This is a genomic window from Pseudomonas sp. C1C7 (genome assembly GCF_013359595.1).
Lineage (GTDB): Bacteria > Pseudomonadota > Gammaproteobacteria > Pseudomonadales > Pseudomonadaceae > Aquipseudomonas.
In genome coordinates, this window is record NZ_JABFMP010000015.1 from 122,552 (window position 1) to 141,265 (window position 18,714).

16 protein-coding genes are annotated in these 18,714 nt (G+C 63.2%); 10 read left to right on the top strand and 6 right to left on the bottom strand.

Features of this window, described 5'->3' with window-relative positions; all coding sequences use genetic code 11:
- Positions 1 to 35 precede the first annotated feature (35 nt).
- Positions 36 to 2,240 carry a TonB-dependent siderophore receptor gene (locus tag HNO86_RS14830; protein ID WP_175377691.1) on the bottom strand — a complete coding sequence of 735 codons (2,205 nt, stop codon included), beginning with the start codon at positions 2,238 to 2,240 and terminating at the stop codon, positions 36 to 38.
- A gap of 285 nt (positions 2,241 to 2,525) precedes the next feature.
- Between HNO86_RS14830 and HNO86_RS14835 the strand changes: the two genes are divergently transcribed.
- Positions 2,526 to 3,617: a DUF1615 domain-containing protein gene (locus tag HNO86_RS14835; protein WP_175377692.1), complete on the top strand. Its 1,092-nt coding sequence runs from the start codon at positions 2,526 to 2,528 to the stop codon at positions 3,615 to 3,617.
- 121 nt (positions 3,618 to 3,738) lie between these two features.
- Positions 3,739 to 4,362, top strand: coding sequence for a glutathione S-transferase family protein (locus HNO86_RS14840; protein ID WP_175377693.1), 624 nt, complete (start codon positions 3,739 to 3,741; stop codon positions 4,360 to 4,362).
- A gap of 52 nt (positions 4,363 to 4,414) precedes the next feature.
- Here HNO86_RS14840 and HNO86_RS14845 read toward each other — a convergent pair whose 3' ends face one another.
- Positions 4,415 to 4,855 (bottom strand): CBS domain-containing protein, encoded by a 441-nt coding sequence (locus HNO86_RS14845; protein ID WP_175377694.1) that lies wholly within the window; start codon positions 4,853 to 4,855, stop codon positions 4,415 to 4,417.
- 243 nt (positions 4,856 to 5,098) lie between these two features.
- Between HNO86_RS14845 and HNO86_RS14850 the strand changes: the two genes are divergently transcribed.
- Entirely contained in the window at positions 5,099 to 7,459 is a 2,361-nt protein-coding gene (locus HNO86_RS14850) for a DNA polymerase II (protein ID WP_175377695.1), read from the top strand.
- On the opposite strand, the gene HNO86_RS14855 is transcribed toward HNO86_RS14850, so the two are convergent.
- Both HNO86_RS14855 and HNO86_RS14860 read right to left on the bottom strand, forming a co-directional pair.
- A complete protein-coding gene (locus HNO86_RS14855; RefSeq protein ID WP_175377696.1) occupies positions 7,424 to 7,894 on the bottom strand; it encodes a DUF1810 domain-containing protein in 471 nt (156 codons plus the stop codon). The two genes, HNO86_RS14850 and HNO86_RS14855, sit on opposite strands and share 36 nt — an antisense overlap.
- A 39-nt stretch (positions 7,895 to 7,933) precedes the next feature.
- On the bottom strand, positions 7,934 to 8,755 hold the full coding sequence (locus tag HNO86_RS14860; RefSeq protein ID WP_175377697.1) for an aldo/keto reductase: 822 nt from the start codon (positions 8,753 to 8,755) through the stop codon (positions 7,934 to 7,936).
- Between the two features lie 247 nt (positions 8,756 to 9,002).
- On the opposite strand from HNO86_RS14860, the gene HNO86_RS14865 reads away from it, so the two are divergent.
- Both HNO86_RS14865 and HNO86_RS14870 read left to right on the top strand, forming a co-directional pair.
- Positions 9,003 to 9,740, top strand: coding sequence for a hypothetical protein (locus tag HNO86_RS14865; protein WP_175377706.1), 738 nt, complete (start codon positions 9,003 to 9,005; stop codon positions 9,738 to 9,740).
- Positions 9,741 to 9,952: 212 nt separating this feature from the next.
- On the top strand, positions 9,953 to 10,738 hold the full coding sequence (locus HNO86_RS14870) for a sulfite exporter TauE/SafE family protein (protein WP_175377698.1): 786 nt from the start codon (positions 9,953 to 9,955) through the stop codon (positions 10,736 to 10,738).
- 71 nt (positions 10,739 to 10,809) lie between these two features.
- Here HNO86_RS14870 and HNO86_RS14875 read toward each other — a convergent pair whose 3' ends face one another.
- Positions 10,810 to 12,057 carry an MFS transporter gene (locus HNO86_RS14875; protein WP_175377699.1) on the bottom strand — a complete coding sequence of 416 codons (1,248 nt, stop codon included), beginning with the start codon at positions 12,055 to 12,057 and terminating at the stop codon, positions 10,810 to 10,812.
- A 258-nt stretch (positions 12,058 to 12,315) separates the two neighbouring features.
- On the opposite strand from HNO86_RS14875, the gene HNO86_RS14880 reads away from it, so the two are divergent.
- From HNO86_RS14880 to HNO86_RS14895, 4 genes are read left to right on the top strand one after another with little or no spacing between them, the layout of a single operon-like run.
- Positions 12,316 to 13,686: an epoxide hydrolase family protein gene (locus HNO86_RS14880; RefSeq protein ID WP_175377700.1), complete on the top strand. Its 1,371-nt coding sequence runs from the start codon at positions 12,316 to 12,318 to the stop codon at positions 13,684 to 13,686.
- Positions 13,687 to 13,743: 57 nt separating this feature from the next.
- A complete protein-coding gene (locus HNO86_RS14885) occupies positions 13,744 to 14,814 on the top strand; it encodes an alpha/beta fold hydrolase (protein WP_175377701.1) in 1,071 nt (356 codons plus the stop codon).
- A gap of 24 nt (positions 14,815 to 14,838) precedes the next feature.
- Positions 14,839 to 15,342: a cytochrome P460 family protein gene (locus tag HNO86_RS14890; protein WP_175377702.1), complete on the top strand. Its 504-nt coding sequence runs from the start codon at positions 14,839 to 14,841 to the stop codon at positions 15,340 to 15,342.
- Positions 15,343 to 15,364: 22 nt separating this feature from the next.
- Positions 15,365 to 16,150: an alpha/beta fold hydrolase gene (locus HNO86_RS14895; RefSeq protein ID WP_175377703.1), complete on the top strand. Its 786-nt coding sequence runs from the start codon at positions 15,365 to 15,367 to the stop codon at positions 16,148 to 16,150.
- A 41-nt stretch (positions 16,151 to 16,191) separates the two neighbouring features.
- Here the strand turns inward: HNO86_RS14895 and HNO86_RS14900 are convergent, their stop codons facing one another.
- The gene (locus HNO86_RS14900) at positions 16,192 to 17,415 is read right to left on the bottom strand and encodes a CynX/NimT family MFS transporter (protein ID WP_175377704.1); all 1,224 of its coding nucleotides are present in this window, start codon (positions 17,413 to 17,415) and stop codon (positions 16,192 to 16,194) included.
- A 153-nt stretch (positions 17,416 to 17,568) separates the two neighbouring features.
- Between HNO86_RS14900 and HNO86_RS14905 the strand changes: the two genes are divergently transcribed.
- A complete protein-coding gene (locus HNO86_RS14905) occupies positions 17,569 to 18,384 on the top strand; it encodes a helix-turn-helix transcriptional regulator (protein ID WP_372242531.1) in 816 nt (271 codons plus the stop codon).
- Positions 18,385 to 18,714 lie beyond the last annotated feature (330 nt).

Here is an 18,714-nt window from a genome sequence, read left to right on the forward strand (position 1 = left end):
GGGGCAGTTTCGGTTCAGGCAGTCGGAGCGGGCTATTAAAAGTCGATCGTCCCCGACAACTTCGCCGTCCGCGGCTCGCCCTGGGTCAGGAAACCGCCCTGGGCCGATTCCCAGTAGGCCTTGTTGGCCACGTTCTCCACCGAGAAGCGCAGGGTTACGTCTTTCTCCTGAACCTTGAAGGCATACCGCGCGCCGGCGTCGAAGCGGTTCCAGGTCGGCAGGCTGAGGTTGTTCGCGGCATCGGCGTATTGGCCGCCGGTGCGCAACATGCGCCCGTTCAGCGCCGCGCCCGGAATGCCTGGCACGTCCCAGTCGACGCTGGCGTTGAACTGGAAGGTCGGCACGCCGATGGCGTGGTTGCCGTCGTTGAGCCCGTCCTGGGTTTTCTTCAGTTCAGTGTCCATCACCGTCACGCCGCTGAGCAGGCGAAGGCCGTCGATGGGCTCGCCGAACACGTTGAGCTCGACGCCCTTGTTGACCTGCTCGCCATCGTGGACGAACACCGCGGTGGTGGCGTCGATGGCCTGGGTGTAGCCGTCGGCCGGCTGCTCGATGCGGTAGACACCGAGGGTCGCGCCATAGTTGCCCATGTCGACCTTGACCCCGGCCTCGATCTGTTTCGAGCGCGCCGGCGAGAACGCCTGATTGCCGTTGACCACCACTCGCGAGCCGGCGGTGGTCGGGGCGATCGGCCCTTCAGCCAGCCCTTCGATGCGGTTGGCGTAGAACGACACATGTTCCCACGGCTTGAACACGATGCCGTAGACCGGCGTGGTGATCGACTTGTCGTAGTTGGAGGTGCGCGGGCCGGAACCGTAGGCGTAGTTCTGCACCACCAGCTGCTGGCGACGCAGGCCGACGGTGAGCAACAGACGGTCATCCATGAAACCCAGGGTGTCGGAGAACGCGCCGCTGCGGGCGAAGGTCTTGGCGGTAATACCCGGATCATGCAGGTCGCCGCCGGAGAAGCCCGGCTGTGGCGCCGGCGTATCGATCGGGTGGTAGATGTTGTTCGGGTACTGGGTCAGGTCGAAATCGAAGGCGTTGCGCTGTTGCGTCCACACGCCGGCCAGGCCGAAGTTCAGCTGATGGCTGACCGGGCCGGTGGCGAATTTGCCCCGCAGGCCGCCCATGGCGCTGGTGTTGTCCTCGTCGTGGGGAATGAACGAGCCGGAGGTGGTGGAGCTGCCATCGTTGCCGACCAGGGTGGTGCCGTCATAGCGCCCGACTTCCCGGGTGTGCTTGGCGCCACCGGCGACGTAGGCGGTCCAGTTGTCGTTGAGGTCGTACTCGGCGCGCAGCATGCCGAAGGTGTCCTCGATCTGGCTGAAGCCCCATTTTTGCGCGTAGTTGGTGTCGGCCGACGGCGCATCCGGGATGTGTGTGGTGTTGCCCAGGTTCACCGAACTGCGGCCGCCGTTGATGCGTTCCTTGGAGTAGATGAAGTCGCCGGAGATGCGCAGGGCATCGCCACGGTAATCCAGGCCGATGGCGAACAGCTTGGAGCGCTGGTTTTCATCGTCGATCCCGGTGTCGCCTTCGCGCTGGGACAGGTTGACCCGCGCGCCGAAGCGGTTGTCTTCGCCGAAGCGCTGGCCGATGTCCAGATGCTCGCCGATGCGGCCTTCATCGCTGATATCGGTGGTGAAGCGGCGCAACGGGGCGTCCGCCGCACGCTTGGGTTGCACATTGACGCCGCCGCCAATGCCGGAGCCGCTCGGGGTCACGCCGTTGATGAAGGCGTTCGGGCCCTTGAACACTTCGACCCGTTCCAGGGCGTCGGTGGAAATGATCTGCCGCGGCAGGATGCCATACAGGCCGTTGAAGGAAATATCGTCGCCGTTGAGCGGCAGGCCGCGAATCATGAAGGTCTGGGCCTGGTTGGAAAAGCCGGAAGCCTGCCGTACAGAAGAATCATTGAGCAGCACATCGCCGACGTTTTCGGCCTGCTGATCGCGAATCAGTTCTTCGGTGTAGGAGGTCACGCTGAACGGCACGTCCATGATGTCCTGGTTGCCCAGAATCCCCAGTTGCCCGCCGCGCGCGACCTGGCCCCCGGCGTAGACCGGTGGCAGATCCGGCGGGACCGGCGCTTCGGCGTTGACGTTGACGTCGCCCAGCATCAACGGCTTTGCGTCGCCAGGCGCGGGATCGGCGGCGTGGACGGTGACAGACAAGGAGCAGAACAGGGCGAGCAGGGTGGGCTGGAAGGAAAAGCTGGGGCGGGCTGGAGCAGTCATGGTCCGTTCCTGGGGCGGCGTGCCGTCGAGAATGAGTGGTGGCGGCGCTACGTCTCCTTGCGCAAATCAGAATCCAGGCACGAATAGTAGTATTTCTCAAATGCAATGCAAGCAATTTGTCATGACACCGCCGCCGCTCTTCTAATCGGATGGACGTGAACGATGGCGCGGGCAGAGTCTTCTGTGGGAGCGAGGTGAGGAACAGCGGGTCCGCGCCACGGTCATAGCCAGTGTCATGCCATCAGCCTCAGGCTTGATTCGGCGCATCGAACGACAAGGAGCCCCATGCAAGCCCATCGATTGACCCTGAGCATCGCCGCGATGCTGGTGCTGGCCGGTTGCGGCAGTCAGCGCACCCAGGAACCTGTGGTGCGCAGCCCCGCCCAGATCCAGGCGGACATTCTGCGCCTGCTGCCCGCCAAGGCCACGGATCGCCAGGGCTGGGCCACGGATATCCAGGTTGCCTTCACCGCGCAGAATATCGCGCCGACCACCCAGAACATTTGTGCAGTGCTGGCCGTGACCGAGCAGGAGTCGACCTTTCAGGCCGATCCGAGCGTGCCGGGCCTGGGCAAGATCGCCCGCGACGAGATCGACCGCCGTGCCGCCAAGGCGCACATTCCGGGCCTGTTGGTCAGCGGCGCGCTGCAGGTGCGTTCGCCCAATGGCAAAAGCTACAGCGACCGGCTCAACGCGGCGCGCAGCGAAAAGGAGCTGAGCGGGATTTTCGATGATTTCATCGGCATGGTGCCCATGGGCCAGACCCTGTTCGGCGGCTTCAACCCGGTGCACACCGGAGGGCCGATGCAGGTCAGCATCGATTTTGCCGAAAAGCAGGCCAAGGATTATCCCTACCCGGTGGACGGCTCGATTCGCCGCGAAGTCTTCACCCGCCGGGGCGGCATGTATTTCGGCATCGCCCATTTGCTCGGCTACCCGGTGAGCTACCCGCAGCCGCTGTATCGCTTCGCTGATTTCAACGCCGGCTGGTACGCCAGCCGCAATGCCGCGTTCCAGAACGCCGTGAGCCGCGCTTCGGGGATACCCCTGGCGCTGGACGGCGATCTGGTGAATTACGGCTCGATCATGCCCGGCGCCACGGAAAAAGCCGTACGCACCCTCGGCCGGCAACTGGACATGCGCAACACGACCATCAGGGCTGAACTGGAAGAGGGCAACAGCCTGGCGTTCGAGGACAGCGACCTCTACCAGCGGGTCTTCGCCCTGGCCGACAAGGCCGAAGGCCGCACACTGCCCCGCGCGGTGCTGCCGGGCATCGTCCTGCAAAGCCCGAAAATCACCCGCAAACTCACCACGGCGTGGTTTGCCAAGCGGGTTGATGAGCGGTATCAGCGGTGTATGGCGCGTGGGAAATGACAAGAAATAAGGCGACCTGCCTCATCGAAGTGGAATCTGGCAATCGTCGGACGGCCCCGGCGTTATCGGTGGCGGCTTCTACACTGGGAAAGCTGGCGCGGGCCATCGCAAGGAGATGTGTATGTATCAGCTCTACGGTTATCCAAACTCCGGCGCGGCGGCGATCGAGGCGGCGCTGGTGCTGTGCAAGGTCGCCTTTCGCTTCATCGATGTCGAGTCGTCCACCGAGGCAGCCCAGGAACTGAGCCAGCTCAATCCGCTCAAGCAGATCCCGACGCTGCGCCTGCCCGACGGCAGCATCCTGACCGAGAGCGCGGCGATCCTGATTCACCTGGGGCTGACGTTTCCTGCATCGAGGCTGCTGCCGGACAACCCGGTGGACCGCGACCAGGCCATCCGCGGCATGGTCTACATCGTGACCAATGCCTATGCCGCCATCGGCGTCATCGACTACCCGGAACGCTGGCTGGCGAACGCGGACGAAGCCTCGCGGCAAAACCTGATCGCCGGCAGCCGCGCGCGCTTGCACCGCAGTTGGGAGGTGTTTGCCGACGAGTTTTCCGCGCAACTGTATCTGGATGACGACACGCCGGGCGGGCTGGATGTGCTGGCGGCGGTGGTGTCGCGATGGTCGGGGAGCCGGGAGCATCTGCGCCGGACCCGGCCGGGGTTTTTCGCCTGGCTGGAACGCATCGACCGGCATCCGACGCTGGCGCCGGTCTTCGATCGGCATTGGCCTTCTTGAACACCACATGGCCAATGTGGGAGCGAGCAAGCCCGCTCCCACAGGGGGCGATTTACTCTCCGCGAATGTACTGCTCCAACTGCTGAATCAGCGCAGCCTGCTCAGCCAGCGCTTCCTTGACCAGGTCGCCAATGGACAGCAGGCCGATCAACTTGCCGTTTTCCACCACCGGCAGGTGCCGCAGGCGCCTTTCGGACATGATGCTCAAGCAAGTATCGACGGTCTGGTGGGTGTCCACGGTGATCACATCGGCGACCATGATGTCCCGCACTGGCGTGCCCACCGACGAGCGCCCGTGCAGCACCAGTTTGCGCGCGTAGTCCCGCTCACTGATGATGCCCATCACCTTGTCATCTTTCACAACCAGCAAGGCGCCGACGTTCTTCTCGGCCATCTTCATCAGCGCTTCGAGCACCATATGATCGGGATCGATCTGGTGCACTGTCTGGTTTTTCTGGTCTTTCAACTTCAGCAGTTGCGCGACGGTTTTCATGGCGGTTTCCCGGGAGGGTTGTCGTTGTCCTTGAAGAATCGTAGACACAGGCGCCGAGGGCAAGGGCGAAAGCGGCAGATAACGCACAAAAAACGTCATTCGGCGGGATTTCTAAAAGATCGCAGCCTTCGGCAGCTCCTACAGGAGTATGCATTCCTATGTAGGAGCTGCCGAAGGCTGCGATCTTTTCAGGGGCTGGACGCGTAGAATCACTCCCCTGAATAAACACCGAGGTTTGCAGCAGTGGATTTACCCCAGGGCTTTGTCCTGACCCGGCATTGGCGCGATACCCCGGCGGGGACGGAGGTCGAGTTCTGGCTGGCGACCGACAGCGGTCCCCGGCGTCTGCGCCTGCCTCACCAGCCATCGGTGGCGTTCATCCCGGCCAGCCAGCGCGAGCGGGCCGAGGCTTTGTTGCAGGACGAAAAGCACGTCGAGCTCAAACCCCTGGCCCTCAAGGACTTCGAACATCGCCCGGTGCTCGGGCTCTATTGCCGCCAGCACGGCCAGTTGATGCGCCTGGAAACCACCCTGCGCCGCGCCGAGGTCGAGGTGTACGAAGCCGACGTGCGCCCGCCGGAACGCTACCTGATGGAGCGTTTCATCACCGCGCCGGTCCGGTTCAGCGGCACTGCCGGCAGTGACGACCTGCTGCTCGACGCCCAGCTCAAACCCGACCCCCATTACCGGCCCGACCTGAAACTGGTGTCCCTGGACATCGAGACCACCGAACAGGCCGACCTGTATTCCATCGCCCTGGAAGGCTGCGGCGAGCGTCAGGTGTACATGCTCGGCCCGGCCAATGGCGACGACAGTGAGGTGGATTTCCAGCTCGAATATTGCGAGTCGCGCACCGTGCTGCTGAAGAAACTCAACGACTGGTTCGCCCGCTTCGATCCCGACGCGATCATCGGCTGGAACCTCGTGCAGTTCGATCTGCGGGTGCTGCACGAACACGCCCGGCGCCTGGCCGTGCCACTGAAACTGGGACGCGGCGGCGAGGAAATGCAGTGGCGCGAGCACGGCAACGGCAACCACTACTTCGCCTCCGCCGCCGGCCGGCTGATCATCGACGGCATCGAGGCCCTGCGCTCGGCGACCTGGAGTTTCCCGTCCTTCAGCCTGGAAAACGTCGCGCAGACCCTGCTGGGGGAGGGCAAGTCCATCGACAACCCCTACCAGCGCATGGACGAGATCAACCGCATGTTCGCCGAGGACAAACCGGCGCTGGCCAAATACAACCTCAAGGACTGTGAGCTGGTCACGCGGATCTTCGCCAAAACCGAACTGCTCAAGTTCCTGCTGGAACGGGCCAGCGTCACCGGCTTGCCGGTGGACCGCATGGGCGGCTCGGTGGCGGCTTTCACCCACCTGTACATGCCGCTGATGCACCGCCAGGGCTTCGTCGCCCCTAACCTTGGCAACAAACCACCGCAGGCCAGCCCCGGCGGTTTTGTCATGGACTCGCAACCGGGCCTGTACGAATCGGTGCTGGTGTTCGACTACAAGAGCCTCTATCCGTCGATCATCCGCACCTTCCTCATTGACCCGGTAGGACTGATCGAAGGACTTGAGCATCCGGATGATGCGGACTCGGTGCCGGGCTTTCGCGGTGCGCGGTTTTCCCGCACCCGACATTGCCTGCCCTCCATCGTCGCCCGGGTCGCTGAAGGCCGGGAAGTCGCCAAGCGCGAGCACAACGCGCCGCTGTCCCAGGCCTTGAAGATCATCATGAACGCCTTCTACGGCGTGCTCGGTTCCAGCGGCTGCCGCTTCTTCGATACGCGCCTGGCCTCTTCCATCACCCTGCGCGGCCACGAAATCATGCTGCGCACCCGCAAGCTGATCGAGGACCAGGGGCACACGGTGATCTACGGCGACACCGACTCGACCTTCGTCTGGCTGCACCGCGCCCACGGCCAGCAGGAGGCGGCTCGGATCGGACGGGCCCTGGTGGACCATGTCAACCAGTGGTGGCGTGAGCATGTGCGCCAGGAATATGGCCTGGAAAGCGCGCTGGAACTGCAGTACGAAACCCACTACAAGCGCTTTCTGATGCCGACCATTCGCGGCGCGGAGGAGGGCAGCAAGAAACGTTACGCGGGGCTGGTCACCCGGGCCGACGGCAGCGACGAGATGGTCTACAAGGGCCTGGAAACCGTGCGCACCGACTGGTCACTGCTGGCACGGCAATTCCAGCAGGAGCTGTATTCGCTGATTTTTCATCGCAAGCCGTATCAGGACTACGTGCGCGAGTACGTGCGCAAGACCCTGGCCGGCGAGTTCGACGAGCGCCTGATCTACCGCAAGCGCCTGCGCCGCACCCTCGACGACTACCAGCGCAACGTCCCGCCCCACGTGCGAGCGGCGCGGATCGCCGACGAATACAACGACCGCCAGGGCCGGCCGCTGCAGTACCAGAACGGTGGCTGGATCAGCTACGTGATCAGCGTCGCCGGCCCCGAACCGCTGGAGATCCGCAGCGCGCCCATCGACTACGACCACTACATCACCCGGCAGCTGCAACCGGTGGCGGACGCGATCCTGCCGTTTGTCGACGATGACTTCTCAACGTTGATTGGGGGGCAACTGGGCCTGTTTTGAGTCCAGCAGCGACAGGGTCCAGTCGTCCGGGATGCCATGGAAGTACTGGTTCAGGGCCTGATGGAACGGGCTGTCTTCAGCTGCGACCTGGGAGAACAGGGTCATCGAGGAGTGAAACTTCAGGTCGTCCGGGTGGCCGAAAATCTCCGCCACCGAACGCTGCTGGACGTTCAGCACTTCCTGGGTGCAGATGCGCAATCGGGGACCCAGCAGCGGGTGGTCGAGGTAGGCCTGGGCTTCTTCCAGAGAACGGATCGCATAGCGGCGGGACATGTCGCTGCCACCCAGCCCTGCGAATTGCGGAAAGACGAACCACATCCAGTGACTGCGCTTGTGGCCGGCGTCCAGTTCGGCCTGGACCCGGTCGAACACCGGGTCCTGGGCCATGACAAAGCGTTGCAGATTGAAAGCGTCCGGATGATCGGTGCTTCTCATGGCGAAGCCCTCTGACACGCATGTGTAGGGGCGATTGGTTCAGACCATGGCCAACCGCTGCTTGCGTTTGGGCGCGTGAAACGCTTGGTCCAGCGCCTCCAGATCCCCGGCTTGAAGTTGCAGTGAATAAGCCTGGGCGTTGAGTCGCACATGCTCGGGGCGGGTCGCCTTGGGGATGGCGATCACGCCTTTTTGCCGCAGCAGCCAGGCCAGCGCGATCTGCGCAGGCGTCGCGCCATGCCGGTCGGCCACCTGTTTGAGTGTAGCGTTGCCCAGCATCTGTCCGCCCTGGCCGATCGGGCAGTAGGCCATGACGGGCATGTTGCGCTGCTGGCACCAGGGCAGCAGATCAAATTCTATCCCTCGTGACTCCAGGTTGTAGAGCACCTGATTGGTGGCGCAGGCCGGATTGTCCAGTTCGAGCAGGTCATCGACATCGAAATTGGACACGCCCCAGCGGCCGATCTTGCCGTCCTGGCGCAGGCGCTCGAAGGCTTCGACGGTTTCTTCCAGCGGGTACTGGCCGCGCCAGTGCAGCAAGTACAGGTCGATGTGATCGGTCTTGAGCCGGTTCAGGCTGCGCTCGCAGGCCTGGGGAATGCCCTTGCGGCTGGCGTTGTGCGGGTAGACCTTGCTGACCAGGAACACCTTGTCGCGCTGACCGCCGATGGCATCGGCCACCACCTGCTCGGCTCCGCCTTCGGCGTACATCTCGGCGGTGTCGATCAAGGTCATGCCCAGGTCGATGCCCAGGCGCAGGGCGGCGACTTCCTCCTTGTGACGGGAACGGTCCTCACCCATCTGCCAGGTGCCCTGGCCGATGACAGAGACCTGGGTGCCGGCCAGTTGTTCGGTGCGCATGGTTGATTCCTTCTGCTGGTCATTGCGTTGGGCAACAGTGTAGGAGCTGCCGAAGGCTGCGATCTTTTGATTTTGCTTTTCAAAAACAAGATCAAAAGATCGCAGCCTTCGGCCGCTCCTACAGGGAACCCTGTAAGCCGATGATCGATTGATCCCCGCCAACACTGCACTTTTTCCAATTGACCGGCTCTATCCATTGCCGCTGCGGCGAATCCCGTCGCACAGGAATGTGTCCGCCCTATTGCTTATGGTTCGAGTGTTGCCCTGTGTTTTTACCCCAGTTCGCCTGTTGGCCGGGCTGTTGCTGCTGTGCATGAGCGGTTGCAGCCACCAGCCCGGCAATGACTTGTTCAGCCAGATACGTGACGGAAAACCCCAGGAATTTCTGCAAACAAGCGTCGATCGCATGGCAACCCTGGCCATGCGCGACAACCTCGACAGCCTTTATCTGTTGATGAACAAGCTTTACCTGCGCAATCCCGACGAATTGAAAAAGTCCGGCTTCCTCGATGCCCGCACCGCCGGCAAGCAGGTGCGCATGGCGATCGAACAGCAGCAGCCGCTACCGACCCTGGGTGGCAAGAAGGACCTGGCGGCGCTGCGCTTCGCCATGAGTCCGGAATTCCTCGGCGACCGGGTCGGGGCGTTCATCTATGCCATCGGCAGCATGCTGGTCACCGCTCACGGCAACCGCCTGGAGTTCTACATGACGGACGCGATCAACCCGACCTTCGTCAGCAACGCCGCGCGCAACATCGAAATCGCCACCTGGATCCTCAGCCAGCGGCAGAACAAGGATGGTCAGCCGATGCTGTTTTCCAACGAAATCTCGGAGGAGGGCAGCAACCTGAGCTTCGCCGTGGAGTTCGGCAAGATCGTCGCCCGGCTCGACCTGCTGACCCAGATGCTCGACGAGCGCTACCGGCGGATCGGCCTCAATTACGCGCAGAGCCTGCTGTTCCTCAATTTCCTGCCTGTCCAGTAAGCACACCGTCAATCCCTTGTGGGAGCGGGCTTGCTCGCGAAGGCGGTGGGTCAGCAAACGGATATGTCCACTCAAACACCGCTTTGGCGAGCAAGCCCGCTCACAGGGGATGTGCTCAAGGCATAAAGATAGATCGCATCGGTCTAACTGGTTATAAGAAAAATCGCTATGCTGCGGGCCAGATTTCCCCTGCGATCTTTGTGGACGTATCAATGGATTTACTGAACATCGGGTTGGTCGTGGCCGGACTGGTTGTCGGCTTCATCGTCGGCATGACCGGCGTGGGTGGCGGGTCGTTGATGACCCCGATCCTGCTGGCATTCGGCATCAACCCGGCCACGGCGGTCGGCACCGATCTTTTGTACGCGGCCATCACCAAGTCCAGTGGCGTACTCGTCCACCGAAAAAACAACAACATCGACTGGAAAATCACCGGCTGGCTGACCGCTGGCAGTGTCCCGGCGGTGCTGTTGACCCTGTGGTTCCTGAGCACCCTGCACTCGGCGCCGGATGCGATGAACGCCATCATCAAACAGGCACTGGGTATCGTATTGTTCGCCACCGCCCTGGCGATCCTGTTCAAGAAACGCCTGCTCGACTTCGCCCACAAACGCGCCGGCGGCAACTACAACCCCAGCGGCACGCGCCTGAACATCCTCACCGTCATCACCGGCCTGGTACTCGGCACCATGGTCGCCCTGACCTCCATCGGCGCCGGCGCCCTGGGCACCGTGGCCCTGTTCATCCTCTATCCGCTGCTGCCAACCCGCCGTCTGGTCGGCACCGAAATCGCCCACGCCGTCCCCCTGACCCTGGTCGCAGGCCTGGGCCACGCGAGCATGGGCAACATGGACTGGCATGTACTGGGTTACCTGCTGGTGGGTTCGTTGCCGGGGATTTACCTGGGCAGCCACCTCACCGGGCGTATCTCCGATGAGCTGTTGCGTCCTTGCCTGGCGACAATGCTGGTGCTGATCGGGTACAAGCTGGTGTTCTGAAAACTGCTGGCAGTCGCAACACAAAAAAAGGCCGTATTTCGATACGGCCTTTTTTGTTTTCAGGCGCTGGCTCAGATCGATCTGCCACCCCGCCAGACCAGCAGCGCTGCCAGCAACTGACTGCCGGCGAAGAAGGTAAACAGGCCCTGCGCGCTCCAGCGGGCATCGAGCAGCAGGCCGGCGACGGCTGGCGAAAGAATCGCACCCAGGCGCCCCAAACCCAGCACCAGGCCCACGCCACTGGTGCGGATGGACGTGACGAATGCCTGGGGCGCCAGGGTGTACAGGGCGGCGACGGCTCCATTGAGCAGCAGCCCGGTGCTGAAGCCGATGACAATGGCCAGGCTCCACACGCCGATGGCCGGCACCATGACCGTCATCAAGGCGGCATTGACCAGCAGAAACCCGAGCAGCAGCCGGCGCGATCCGAAACGATGCGCCCCCAGGCCCATCAACAGGGCGCCGAGCATCCCGCCCACGCTCAGCAACACACCGGCAGCAGCGCTTTGCGTGGCCGAAAACCCGTTGCGGATCATCAGCGCCGGGGTCCAGCTCATCACGAAGTAGAAGCAGAACATGATCAGGAAGAAGGCCAGGGCCAGGGAAAGGGTCTTCTGCCACTGTCCGGTTGAAAACAACTGACGGTATTGCAGTCGGCGCCGGGGCTGTACGGGGGCCGACTCAGAGGTGAGACGTTCAAGCCGCATCGCCAGAAATGCCTGCGATTCGTGCAGCCAGAAAACACCCGCCAGCATCGCGGCGAAGGTGATGACGCCGCCGGCGAGAAAGACGTATCGCCAGTCGAGGGTTTCATTGAACAGGTGAGACAGCATCCCTCCCAGGCTCACGCCCAGTGCGAAGGCCAGGGATTGCAGCGCGATGGCCAGGCCGCGTCGATGCGCACTGGCGTATTCATGGGTGAGCACGTTGGCCCCCACCAGTACCACGCCCAGGCCGACGCCGGTCAGGGTGCGCAGCAGCATCAGCGAGCCCGGGCCCTGGCTCCAGAACGTCAGCAGCATGCACAGGCCGCTCAGTGACAGGCCTGCCAGCAACAAGGGCCGGCGTCCGTAACGGTCCGCTGCCGGCGCGGCAAACATGGAACCGCCGGCCATGCCGAGCAGGCTGGCGCTGAGCAGCATGCCGAGCTGCACCCCGTTCAACCCCCATTGCGCCGAAACTGCGGCGCCGGTGAAGGCCATGACCATGGCGTCCAGGCCATCGACCACGTTGAAGAGCATGCACAGGCCGATGATCACCCATTGGGCGGGCGCCATCGGCGTGTTTTTCATGCTCGCTTGTAGCGTGCTCACACTCATTTCCGGTCCTTGTACCGCGTAGCTTTCCAAGCGTCTTTTTCGGTGTCGTGCGCCGTTGTCGACGACAACATCCAGGGTATTGGCTGGCAAGTGATACTTAGGTATCGACCGACACCAACGTGCAATCGTCCCCGAAATGCCGGGGTGGTTCCATCAAGCCCGCGTGAGCCGGATTGACGCAACGACAGGGCCCTGCGGCCCCGAGCGATCCGGCAAACAGCGCTGCGCCTGTCAGCCACTTACTCAGGGAGATTGACCATGCTTGCCGTTCCGCCCGCTTTCACATGGCACCGATATCTGGCGTCCCGCGCCAGGTATTGCGTGCTCGGTCTCGCGCTGCTTGCAGGCACCAGTGGTGCATGGGCTGCCAGCGCCGCCGCCAACCCGTCCGCCAGCACCGCGTCGGCCCAATCGGAGGCCATTCGCCCGTACCGGATCCACGTCGATCAAGGGAAACTGACCGACCTGCGCAAACGCATCGCCAACACCCGCTGGCCCGACAAGGAAACCGTCAACGACACCAGCCAGGGTGTGCAACTGGCCAGGGTTCAGGAACTGGTGAAGTACTGGGGCAGCGATTACGACTGGCGCAAGGCCGAGGCCAGGCTCAATGCCTTGCCCGAGTTCATTACCACGATCGATGGCGTCGACATTCAGTTCATCCATGTGCGTTCGCGCAACCCCAACGCGATGCCGCTGATCCTCACACACGGCTGGCCGGGATCGCAATTCGAATTCCTCAAGACCATCGGCCCGCTGACCGATCCGACCGCTTACGGCGGGCGTGCGGAAGATTCTTTCGACCTGGTGATCCCGTCGATTCCCGGCCACGGCTTTTCCGGCAAGCCGACCGAACTCGGCTGGGGCCCGGACCGCGTGGCGAAGGCCTGGGATGTGCTGATGAAGCGCCTGGGCTACAGCCATTACGTGTCCCAGGGCGGCGACCACGGCTCGGTGATTTCCGACGCGCTGGGTCGCCTGGCCCCGCCAGGGTTGCTGGGCATTCACCTGAACATGCCGGCCACTGTTCCGCCTGAGCTGGTGAAGCCGATTTTCAGTGGTGAGCCGGCGCCCGCAGGGCTCACTGATCCGGAGCGCACGGCCTTTGATTCGTTGAGCACCTTCTTCGGCCGCAACGCCGCCTATGGCGCGATGATGGTCACCCGACCGCAGACCATCGGCTACCTGCTGGCCGACTCTCCGGCCGGCACGGCGGCGTGGATGTACGAGAAGTTCGCCGCCTGGACCGACAGTGACGGCCACCCCGAGCGCGTGCTCAGCCGCGATGAAATGCTCGACGACATCAGCCTGTACTGGCTGACCAACGCCGGCGCGTCGTCCTCCCGTTTCTACTGGGAGAACAACAACAATAACTTCAGCGCCACGGCGCAGAAGACCGCCGACATCAAGGTGCCGGTGGCGATCAGCGTGTTCCCGCACGAGATCTACCGCGCCCCCAGAAGCTGGGCGCAGCACGCCTACCCGACGCTGTACTACTTCAACGAGGTCAGCAAGGGCGGCCATTTCGCGTCCTGGGAACAACCTCAATTGTTCAGTGAAGAACTGCGGGCCGCGTTCCGTCCGCTGCGTGCGGCGGCGAACAAAACCAGCGGGCAGAGCGCCCCATAAGCCATTGATCACCGATCCACTACGCGACGGTCGATGGCTGTCGCACGGAGACCTACGATGAAAACACTGTTCAATCACCCGGCCGTACCGCGTCACCTGCGTTTCTTTGCCTGTTCTGCCCTGACCGCGGCCCTGCTGCAGATCGGGGCCCTGGGCATGGCCTCGTCGCAGGCCAATGCCGGCGATGTCCCCGCCAGTACCATCGCGACCCTGACCCCCGGCAGTCATGCGTCCCTCGGCCCGATGAAACATGTGAAGGCGGGGTTGCTGGACGTCGCCTATGCCGAACTCGGCCCCGCCGACGGGCCGGTGGTGATTCTGCTGCATGGCTGGCCCTACGATATCCACAGCTACGCCGATGTCGCGCCGGCCTTGGCTGAGAAGGGCTATCGGGTGCTGGTCCCCTATGCCCGCGGTTATGGCGATACGCGATTCCTGTCTGCCAAAACCGTGCGCAACGGCCAGCCCGCCGCGCTGGCCCAGGACGTGATCGACTTCATGGACGCCCTGCACATCAAGCAGGCGGTGTTCGCAGGCTATGACTGGGGCGCCCGCACCGCGGACATCGTCGCCGCCCTGTGGCCGGAACGGGTCAAGGCGCTGGTGGCGGTCAGCGGTTACCTGATCGGCAGCCAGGAAGCCGGCAAGACCCCGCTGCCACCGGCCGCCGAATTGCAGTGGTGGTATCAGTTCTACTTCGCCACCGAGCGTGGCCGCCTGGGCTACGAAAAGAACACCCACGACTTCGCCAAGCTGATCTGGAAGCTGGCCTCGCCGCAGTGGAATTTCGACGACGCGACCTATGACCGCAGTGCCGCGGCCCTGCAGAACCCCGATCACGTCGCCGTCTCCATCTTCAACTATCGCTGGCGCCTGAACCTGATCAAGGGCGAGGCCCGATACGACGCGCTGGAGAAAAAGCTGGCGCAGTTCCCGTCCATCGGCGTACCGACCATCACCATGGAAGGCGACGCCAACGGCGCACCCCATCCGCCCGCCGAAGCCTATGCCAAGCGCTTCACCGGCAAGTATCAGCATCGGCTGATCGACGGCGGCATCGGCCACAACCTGCCGCAGGAGGCCCCGCAAGCCTTCGCCCAGGCCGTGATGGATGCCGATCATCTCTGATCGGCGCCGCAAGGGAGAACCATGATGAAACTCACCAGTCTGGCGGTGTTCGGCACCGCCATCGCAGTGGCTGCATTGACGGCTGGCAGCGTCGTGCTGGCCGATAGCGGCGCGGTTTCGCCCATTTACGGGGTCCGGCTGCCCGAGGGCTACCGCACCTGGCAGCTGATTGCCCCGGCGCAGGAAGCCGCGCCTCTGGACGAGCTGCGCGCGGTGTTGGGCAACGACCGGGCGATCAAGGCTTATCAGGCGTCCACGCTGCCGTTTCCCGACGGCACGGTGCTGGTCAAGCTGGCCTGGAAACATGTGCAGTCCCCGGAGTTCGAGCCGGCGTCCATCCCGGGAGCGGCGACCACCGTTCAGGTGATGGTCAAGGACTCGAAGAAGTACGCATCGACCGGGGGCTGGGGCTTCGGTCGATTCATCAACGGCAAGCCCGCCGATGAAGCGCAGCACCAGACCTGCTTCGCCTGCCATCAGGCTCGCGTGCAGAACCATGACTTTGTCTTCACGCGATTTGCGCCCTGAATCACTCATAGAGGGATACACCATGAAAAAAGTAATCAATGCACTGGCGATCGCCGTCGGCCTGATGGTCGCTGCAAATGCCCTGGCCCAGGCTGAAAAGCCCACGGTCGTCCTCGTGCACGGCGCCTTCGCCGATGCGTCGAGCTGGAACGGCGTGGCGCAAATCCTCGAAAAGGATGGCTATACCGTCGTGGCCGCCGCCAACCCGTTGCGCAGCGTCAAGGGCGATGGCGCGGCGGTGTCTGCCTTGCTGTCGAGCATCAAGACGCCGGTGGTGCTGGTCGGTCATTCCTATGGCGGCAACGTCATCAGCGAAGCGGCCAACGGCCATCCGACGGTGAAGGCGCTGGTCTATGTCAGTGCCTTCGCGCCCGAGGCGGGTGAAACCGTCGCGGGGCTGGCCGGAAAGTTCCCCGGCAGCACCCTCGGCCCAACCCTGGCCAGCCCTGTTTCGCTGGCCGATGGCGGCAAGGACCTGTACATCCGTCAGGACAAGTTCCACGACCAGTTCGCCGCGGACGTGCCCGCACCCCAGGCTGCCTTGATGGCGGCGACCCAGCGTCCGGTCACCGAAGCGGCGCTGAATGAGCCGTCGGGCGAGCCGGCCTGGAAGCGTGTGGCGTCCTGGTTCATCTATGGCGATCAGGACAAGAACATTCCGCCCCAGGCGATGGCCTTCATGGCCCAGCGCGCCGAAGCCCGTTCGGTTGAAGTCGTCCATGGGGCCTCGCATGTGGTGATGGTTTCCAACCCTGAGCCGGTGGCGCGGCTGATTGAAAAGGCCGCGACACAGTCCGCGTCCCTTTAAGAAGTACTTCGCACCCCTGTAGCAGCAGGCTGCGCCAGCTGCTACAGGGACGTGACTGACATCTGGGGTATGCGTTCAACAGCCGGCTTGAGCAGCGGGGTGAGGCACAGCATCAGCACCGTCACCGCGAACAGCATTGTGTAGGCCGGGCCGAAATGGCCGGTGTGGTCACGCAAGGCACCGAACAGCAGTGGGCCGAGTGCTGCGATCAGGTAACCGATGAACAGCATGAACACGGTCCACAGGCCCGCCTGTTCGGCGTTGCCGGCGTTATCCAGTGGCAAGGTCATGGCGAGGGTAAAGCCCATGCCCAGGCCGATGGCCGCCAGTACGACATACAGAATCGGCAACGCGGTGGGGAAGAAGGCCATCCCGGCGATGCCCAGCGCCGCCAGCAATGTCGAGCCACCCAGCAGACCCCGACGATCATGCGCCTTGCCCGGAAGGATGCCGGCGCAGACGCTGGCGACGGCAAATACCGCGGTGAAGAGGGCCAGCAGAATGCCCGGCGGCCACGTCGACACAGCCGTTTCCAGTGACGCCGGGGCCAGCCAGGCAAACAACGCATAGACCACGAACTGACCGGCACCGAAGTTCAGCGCCACCCACCAGGCTTGCGGGTTGCGCCACGGCAAGCCAGCGGACGGGCGGCTGCGTGATGGTGCGGCAGGCGAGACGGGCAGGGCGGTGAAGGTGCGGGTCATCCAGATCCAGCTCGCCACGGCGGTCAGGCACAGCAGACTCCAGACTCCGGCGCTGAATCGCCAGCTCTGTGTGAATTCGGCAATCGGCGCACTCGCCAGCGCGGCGAGGGTGGCGCCGAGACTGAGGCCGGCGGCGTAGATGCCCATGAACAACGAGGCCCGATGGGGAAAGTGCGACTTGATCCAGCCGCCGATCATGGCGCCGGCGATCGCAATGCCGACGCTGGCCAGAAAGGTGCTGCACAGCAGGAAAAACCCATTGGGCGACAGCGCCCGCAGCAGGGTGGCAGCGCCGAGCAACAGCAGGGCGAGCACCACGCAGCGGTCGATGCCGAAGCGTCGCGCCAGGTTCGGCACCATGAGGGCAAAGACGCCCATGCAGACATCGGGAATGGAGGTCAGCAGTGCGGCCTGGGTGTAGCTCAAGTGAAAGTGTTGCTGGATCAGCAACAGGATGGGACCGATCGAGATGATCGTCGGGCGCAATGCAATGGACAGCACCAGCAGGCCGATCACTGCGGCGATGCTGTGTTTGTTGCCTGAAGATTGAAGGGGTGCCATGGGTACGGCCTCGTCAGAAAGAACGAGAACAAGGCTAAGCCTGAGCCAAAAAGTGCATATGCCATGTATTGTCGCGAAAGTGACATTCGTCCGTTCGACGTGTTTTGATTGCCTTCCTACCACCGCCCACCTCGATTGTGGAAAACCGAGCCAGTGAAGCGAGCAGACCGAACCGTTGCCGACCGCGAGCTACCTGTGGCGCGCAGCGAAGACTATCTGGATTACCAGGACGTGCCTCGCCTGATGACGGTGCTGGTGCGCGATCAGCAAACCGGCGAATACAACGCGCCACATACCCACCGGCACGGGCAGTTGCTGTACGCCTCCAGCGGTGTGATGCGGGTGGCGACGCCGAGCGGGTTGTGGATCCTGCCGCCGAAACGGGCATTGTGGATTCCACCGCATGTGGTCCATGACCAGCTGATGCTGAGCCCGGTGAAAATGCGCTCGGTGTATATCGAGCACGAGGCTGCACAGCGTTTCGGTGACAGCTGCAAGGTGGTGGAGATCTCGCCCTTGCTGCGCGAGTTGATCCTGACCCTGGCGGATCAATCGATCGAATATCCGCAGGAGGGGCGCAATGCCCACGTCGTGGCGCTGATTCTCAGCGAACTCGAATTCGCACGAACCCTGCCTTTGCAGATTCCCTGGCCCCGGGATCGGCGGCTGGTCAGCGTCTGCACGGCCATCCTCGACCATCCGGAACAAGCCAACTCGGTGGATTACTGGGCCGACAGGGTCGGCGCCAGTTCCCGCACGCTGATCCGGCTGTTCCAGAACGAAACCGGCCTGAATTTCCGCCATTGGGTGCAGCAAGTACGCCTGGCCATGGCGATCGACCGACTCGACAAGGGACACCCCATCGGCCACATCGCCCACGACCTGGGCTACAGCAGCCAGAGCGCCTTCAGTGCAATGTTCAAGCGATCGATGGGCGAATCGCCCCGCGAATTTCTGAATCGCGAATAGCCAGACAGTGAAATTCCTGTGGGAGCGGGTTCGCTCGCGAAGAGGCCATGTCAGCCGACATCACTGTTGAATGACACTCCGCATTCGCGAGCAAGCTCGGCTCCTACAGGATTTGTGTCGTTCGCCATTTTTGTGATCGACACATAACACCTGTAGGAGCTGCCGAAGGCTGCGATCTTTTGATCTTCAAAAGCAAAATCAAAGATCGCAGCCTTCGGCAGCTCCTACACGGAACCGCGGCCAGGCCGGCCGGTAGGCCGCCTCGCTTTTGAGGTGCCCCGTCGGAAGGCCGAGCGCAGGTTCTGCGCAGTGGGCAACCCGGCATGGATG

Excerpts from the sequence above, each read along its gene's own strand:
- HNO86_RS14870 (WP_175377698.1), top strand. The coding sequence starts at position 9,953 with ATGGATTTACTGAACATCGGGTTGGTCGTGGCCGGACTGGTTGTCGGC.
- HNO86_RS14880 (WP_175377700.1), top strand. The coding sequence starts at position 12,316 with ATGCTTGCCGTTCCGCCCGCTTTCACATGGCACCGATATCTGGCGTCC.
- HNO86_RS14900 (WP_175377704.1), bottom strand. The coding sequence starts at position 17,415 with ATGGCACCCCTTCAATCTTCAGGCAACAAACACAGCATCGCCGCAGTG.
- HNO86_RS14890 (WP_175377702.1), top strand. The coding sequence starts at position 14,839 with ATGAAACTCACCAGTCTGGCGGTGTTCGGCACCGCCATCGCAGTGGCT.
- HNO86_RS14865 (WP_175377706.1), top strand. The coding sequence starts at position 9,003 with ATGGTTCGAGTGTTGCCCTGTGTTTTTACCCCAGTTCGCCTGTTGGCC.
- HNO86_RS14895 (WP_175377703.1), top strand. The coding sequence starts at position 15,365 with ATGAAAAAAGTAATCAATGCACTGGCGATCGCCGTCGGCCTGATGGTC.
- HNO86_RS14840 (WP_175377693.1), top strand. The coding sequence starts at position 3,739 with ATGTATCAGCTCTACGGTTATCCAAACTCCGGCGCGGCGGCGATCGAG.
- HNO86_RS14830 (WP_175377691.1), bottom strand. The coding sequence starts at position 2,240 with ATGACTGCTCCAGCCCGCCCCAGCTTTTCCTTCCAGCCCACCCTGCTC.
- HNO86_RS14835 (WP_175377692.1), top strand. The coding sequence starts at position 2,526 with ATGCAAGCCCATCGATTGACCCTGAGCATCGCCGCGATGCTGGTGCTG.
- HNO86_RS14860 (WP_175377697.1), bottom strand. The coding sequence starts at position 8,755 with ATGCGCACCGAACAACTGGCCGGCACCCAGGTCTCTGTCATCGGCCAG.
- HNO86_RS14845 (WP_175377694.1), bottom strand. The coding sequence starts at position 4,855 with ATGAAAACCGTCGCGCAACTGCTGAAGTTGAAAGACCAGAAAAACCAG.
- HNO86_RS14875 (WP_175377699.1), bottom strand. The coding sequence starts at position 12,057 with ATGAGTGTGAGCACGCTACAAGCGAGCATGAAAAACACGCCGATGGCG.
- HNO86_RS14855 (WP_175377696.1), bottom strand. The coding sequence starts at position 7,894 with ATGAGAAGCACCGATCATCCGGACGCTTTCAATCTGCAACGCTTTGTC.
- HNO86_RS14885 (WP_175377701.1), top strand. The coding sequence starts at position 13,744 with ATGAAAACACTGTTCAATCACCCGGCCGTACCGCGTCACCTGCGTTTC.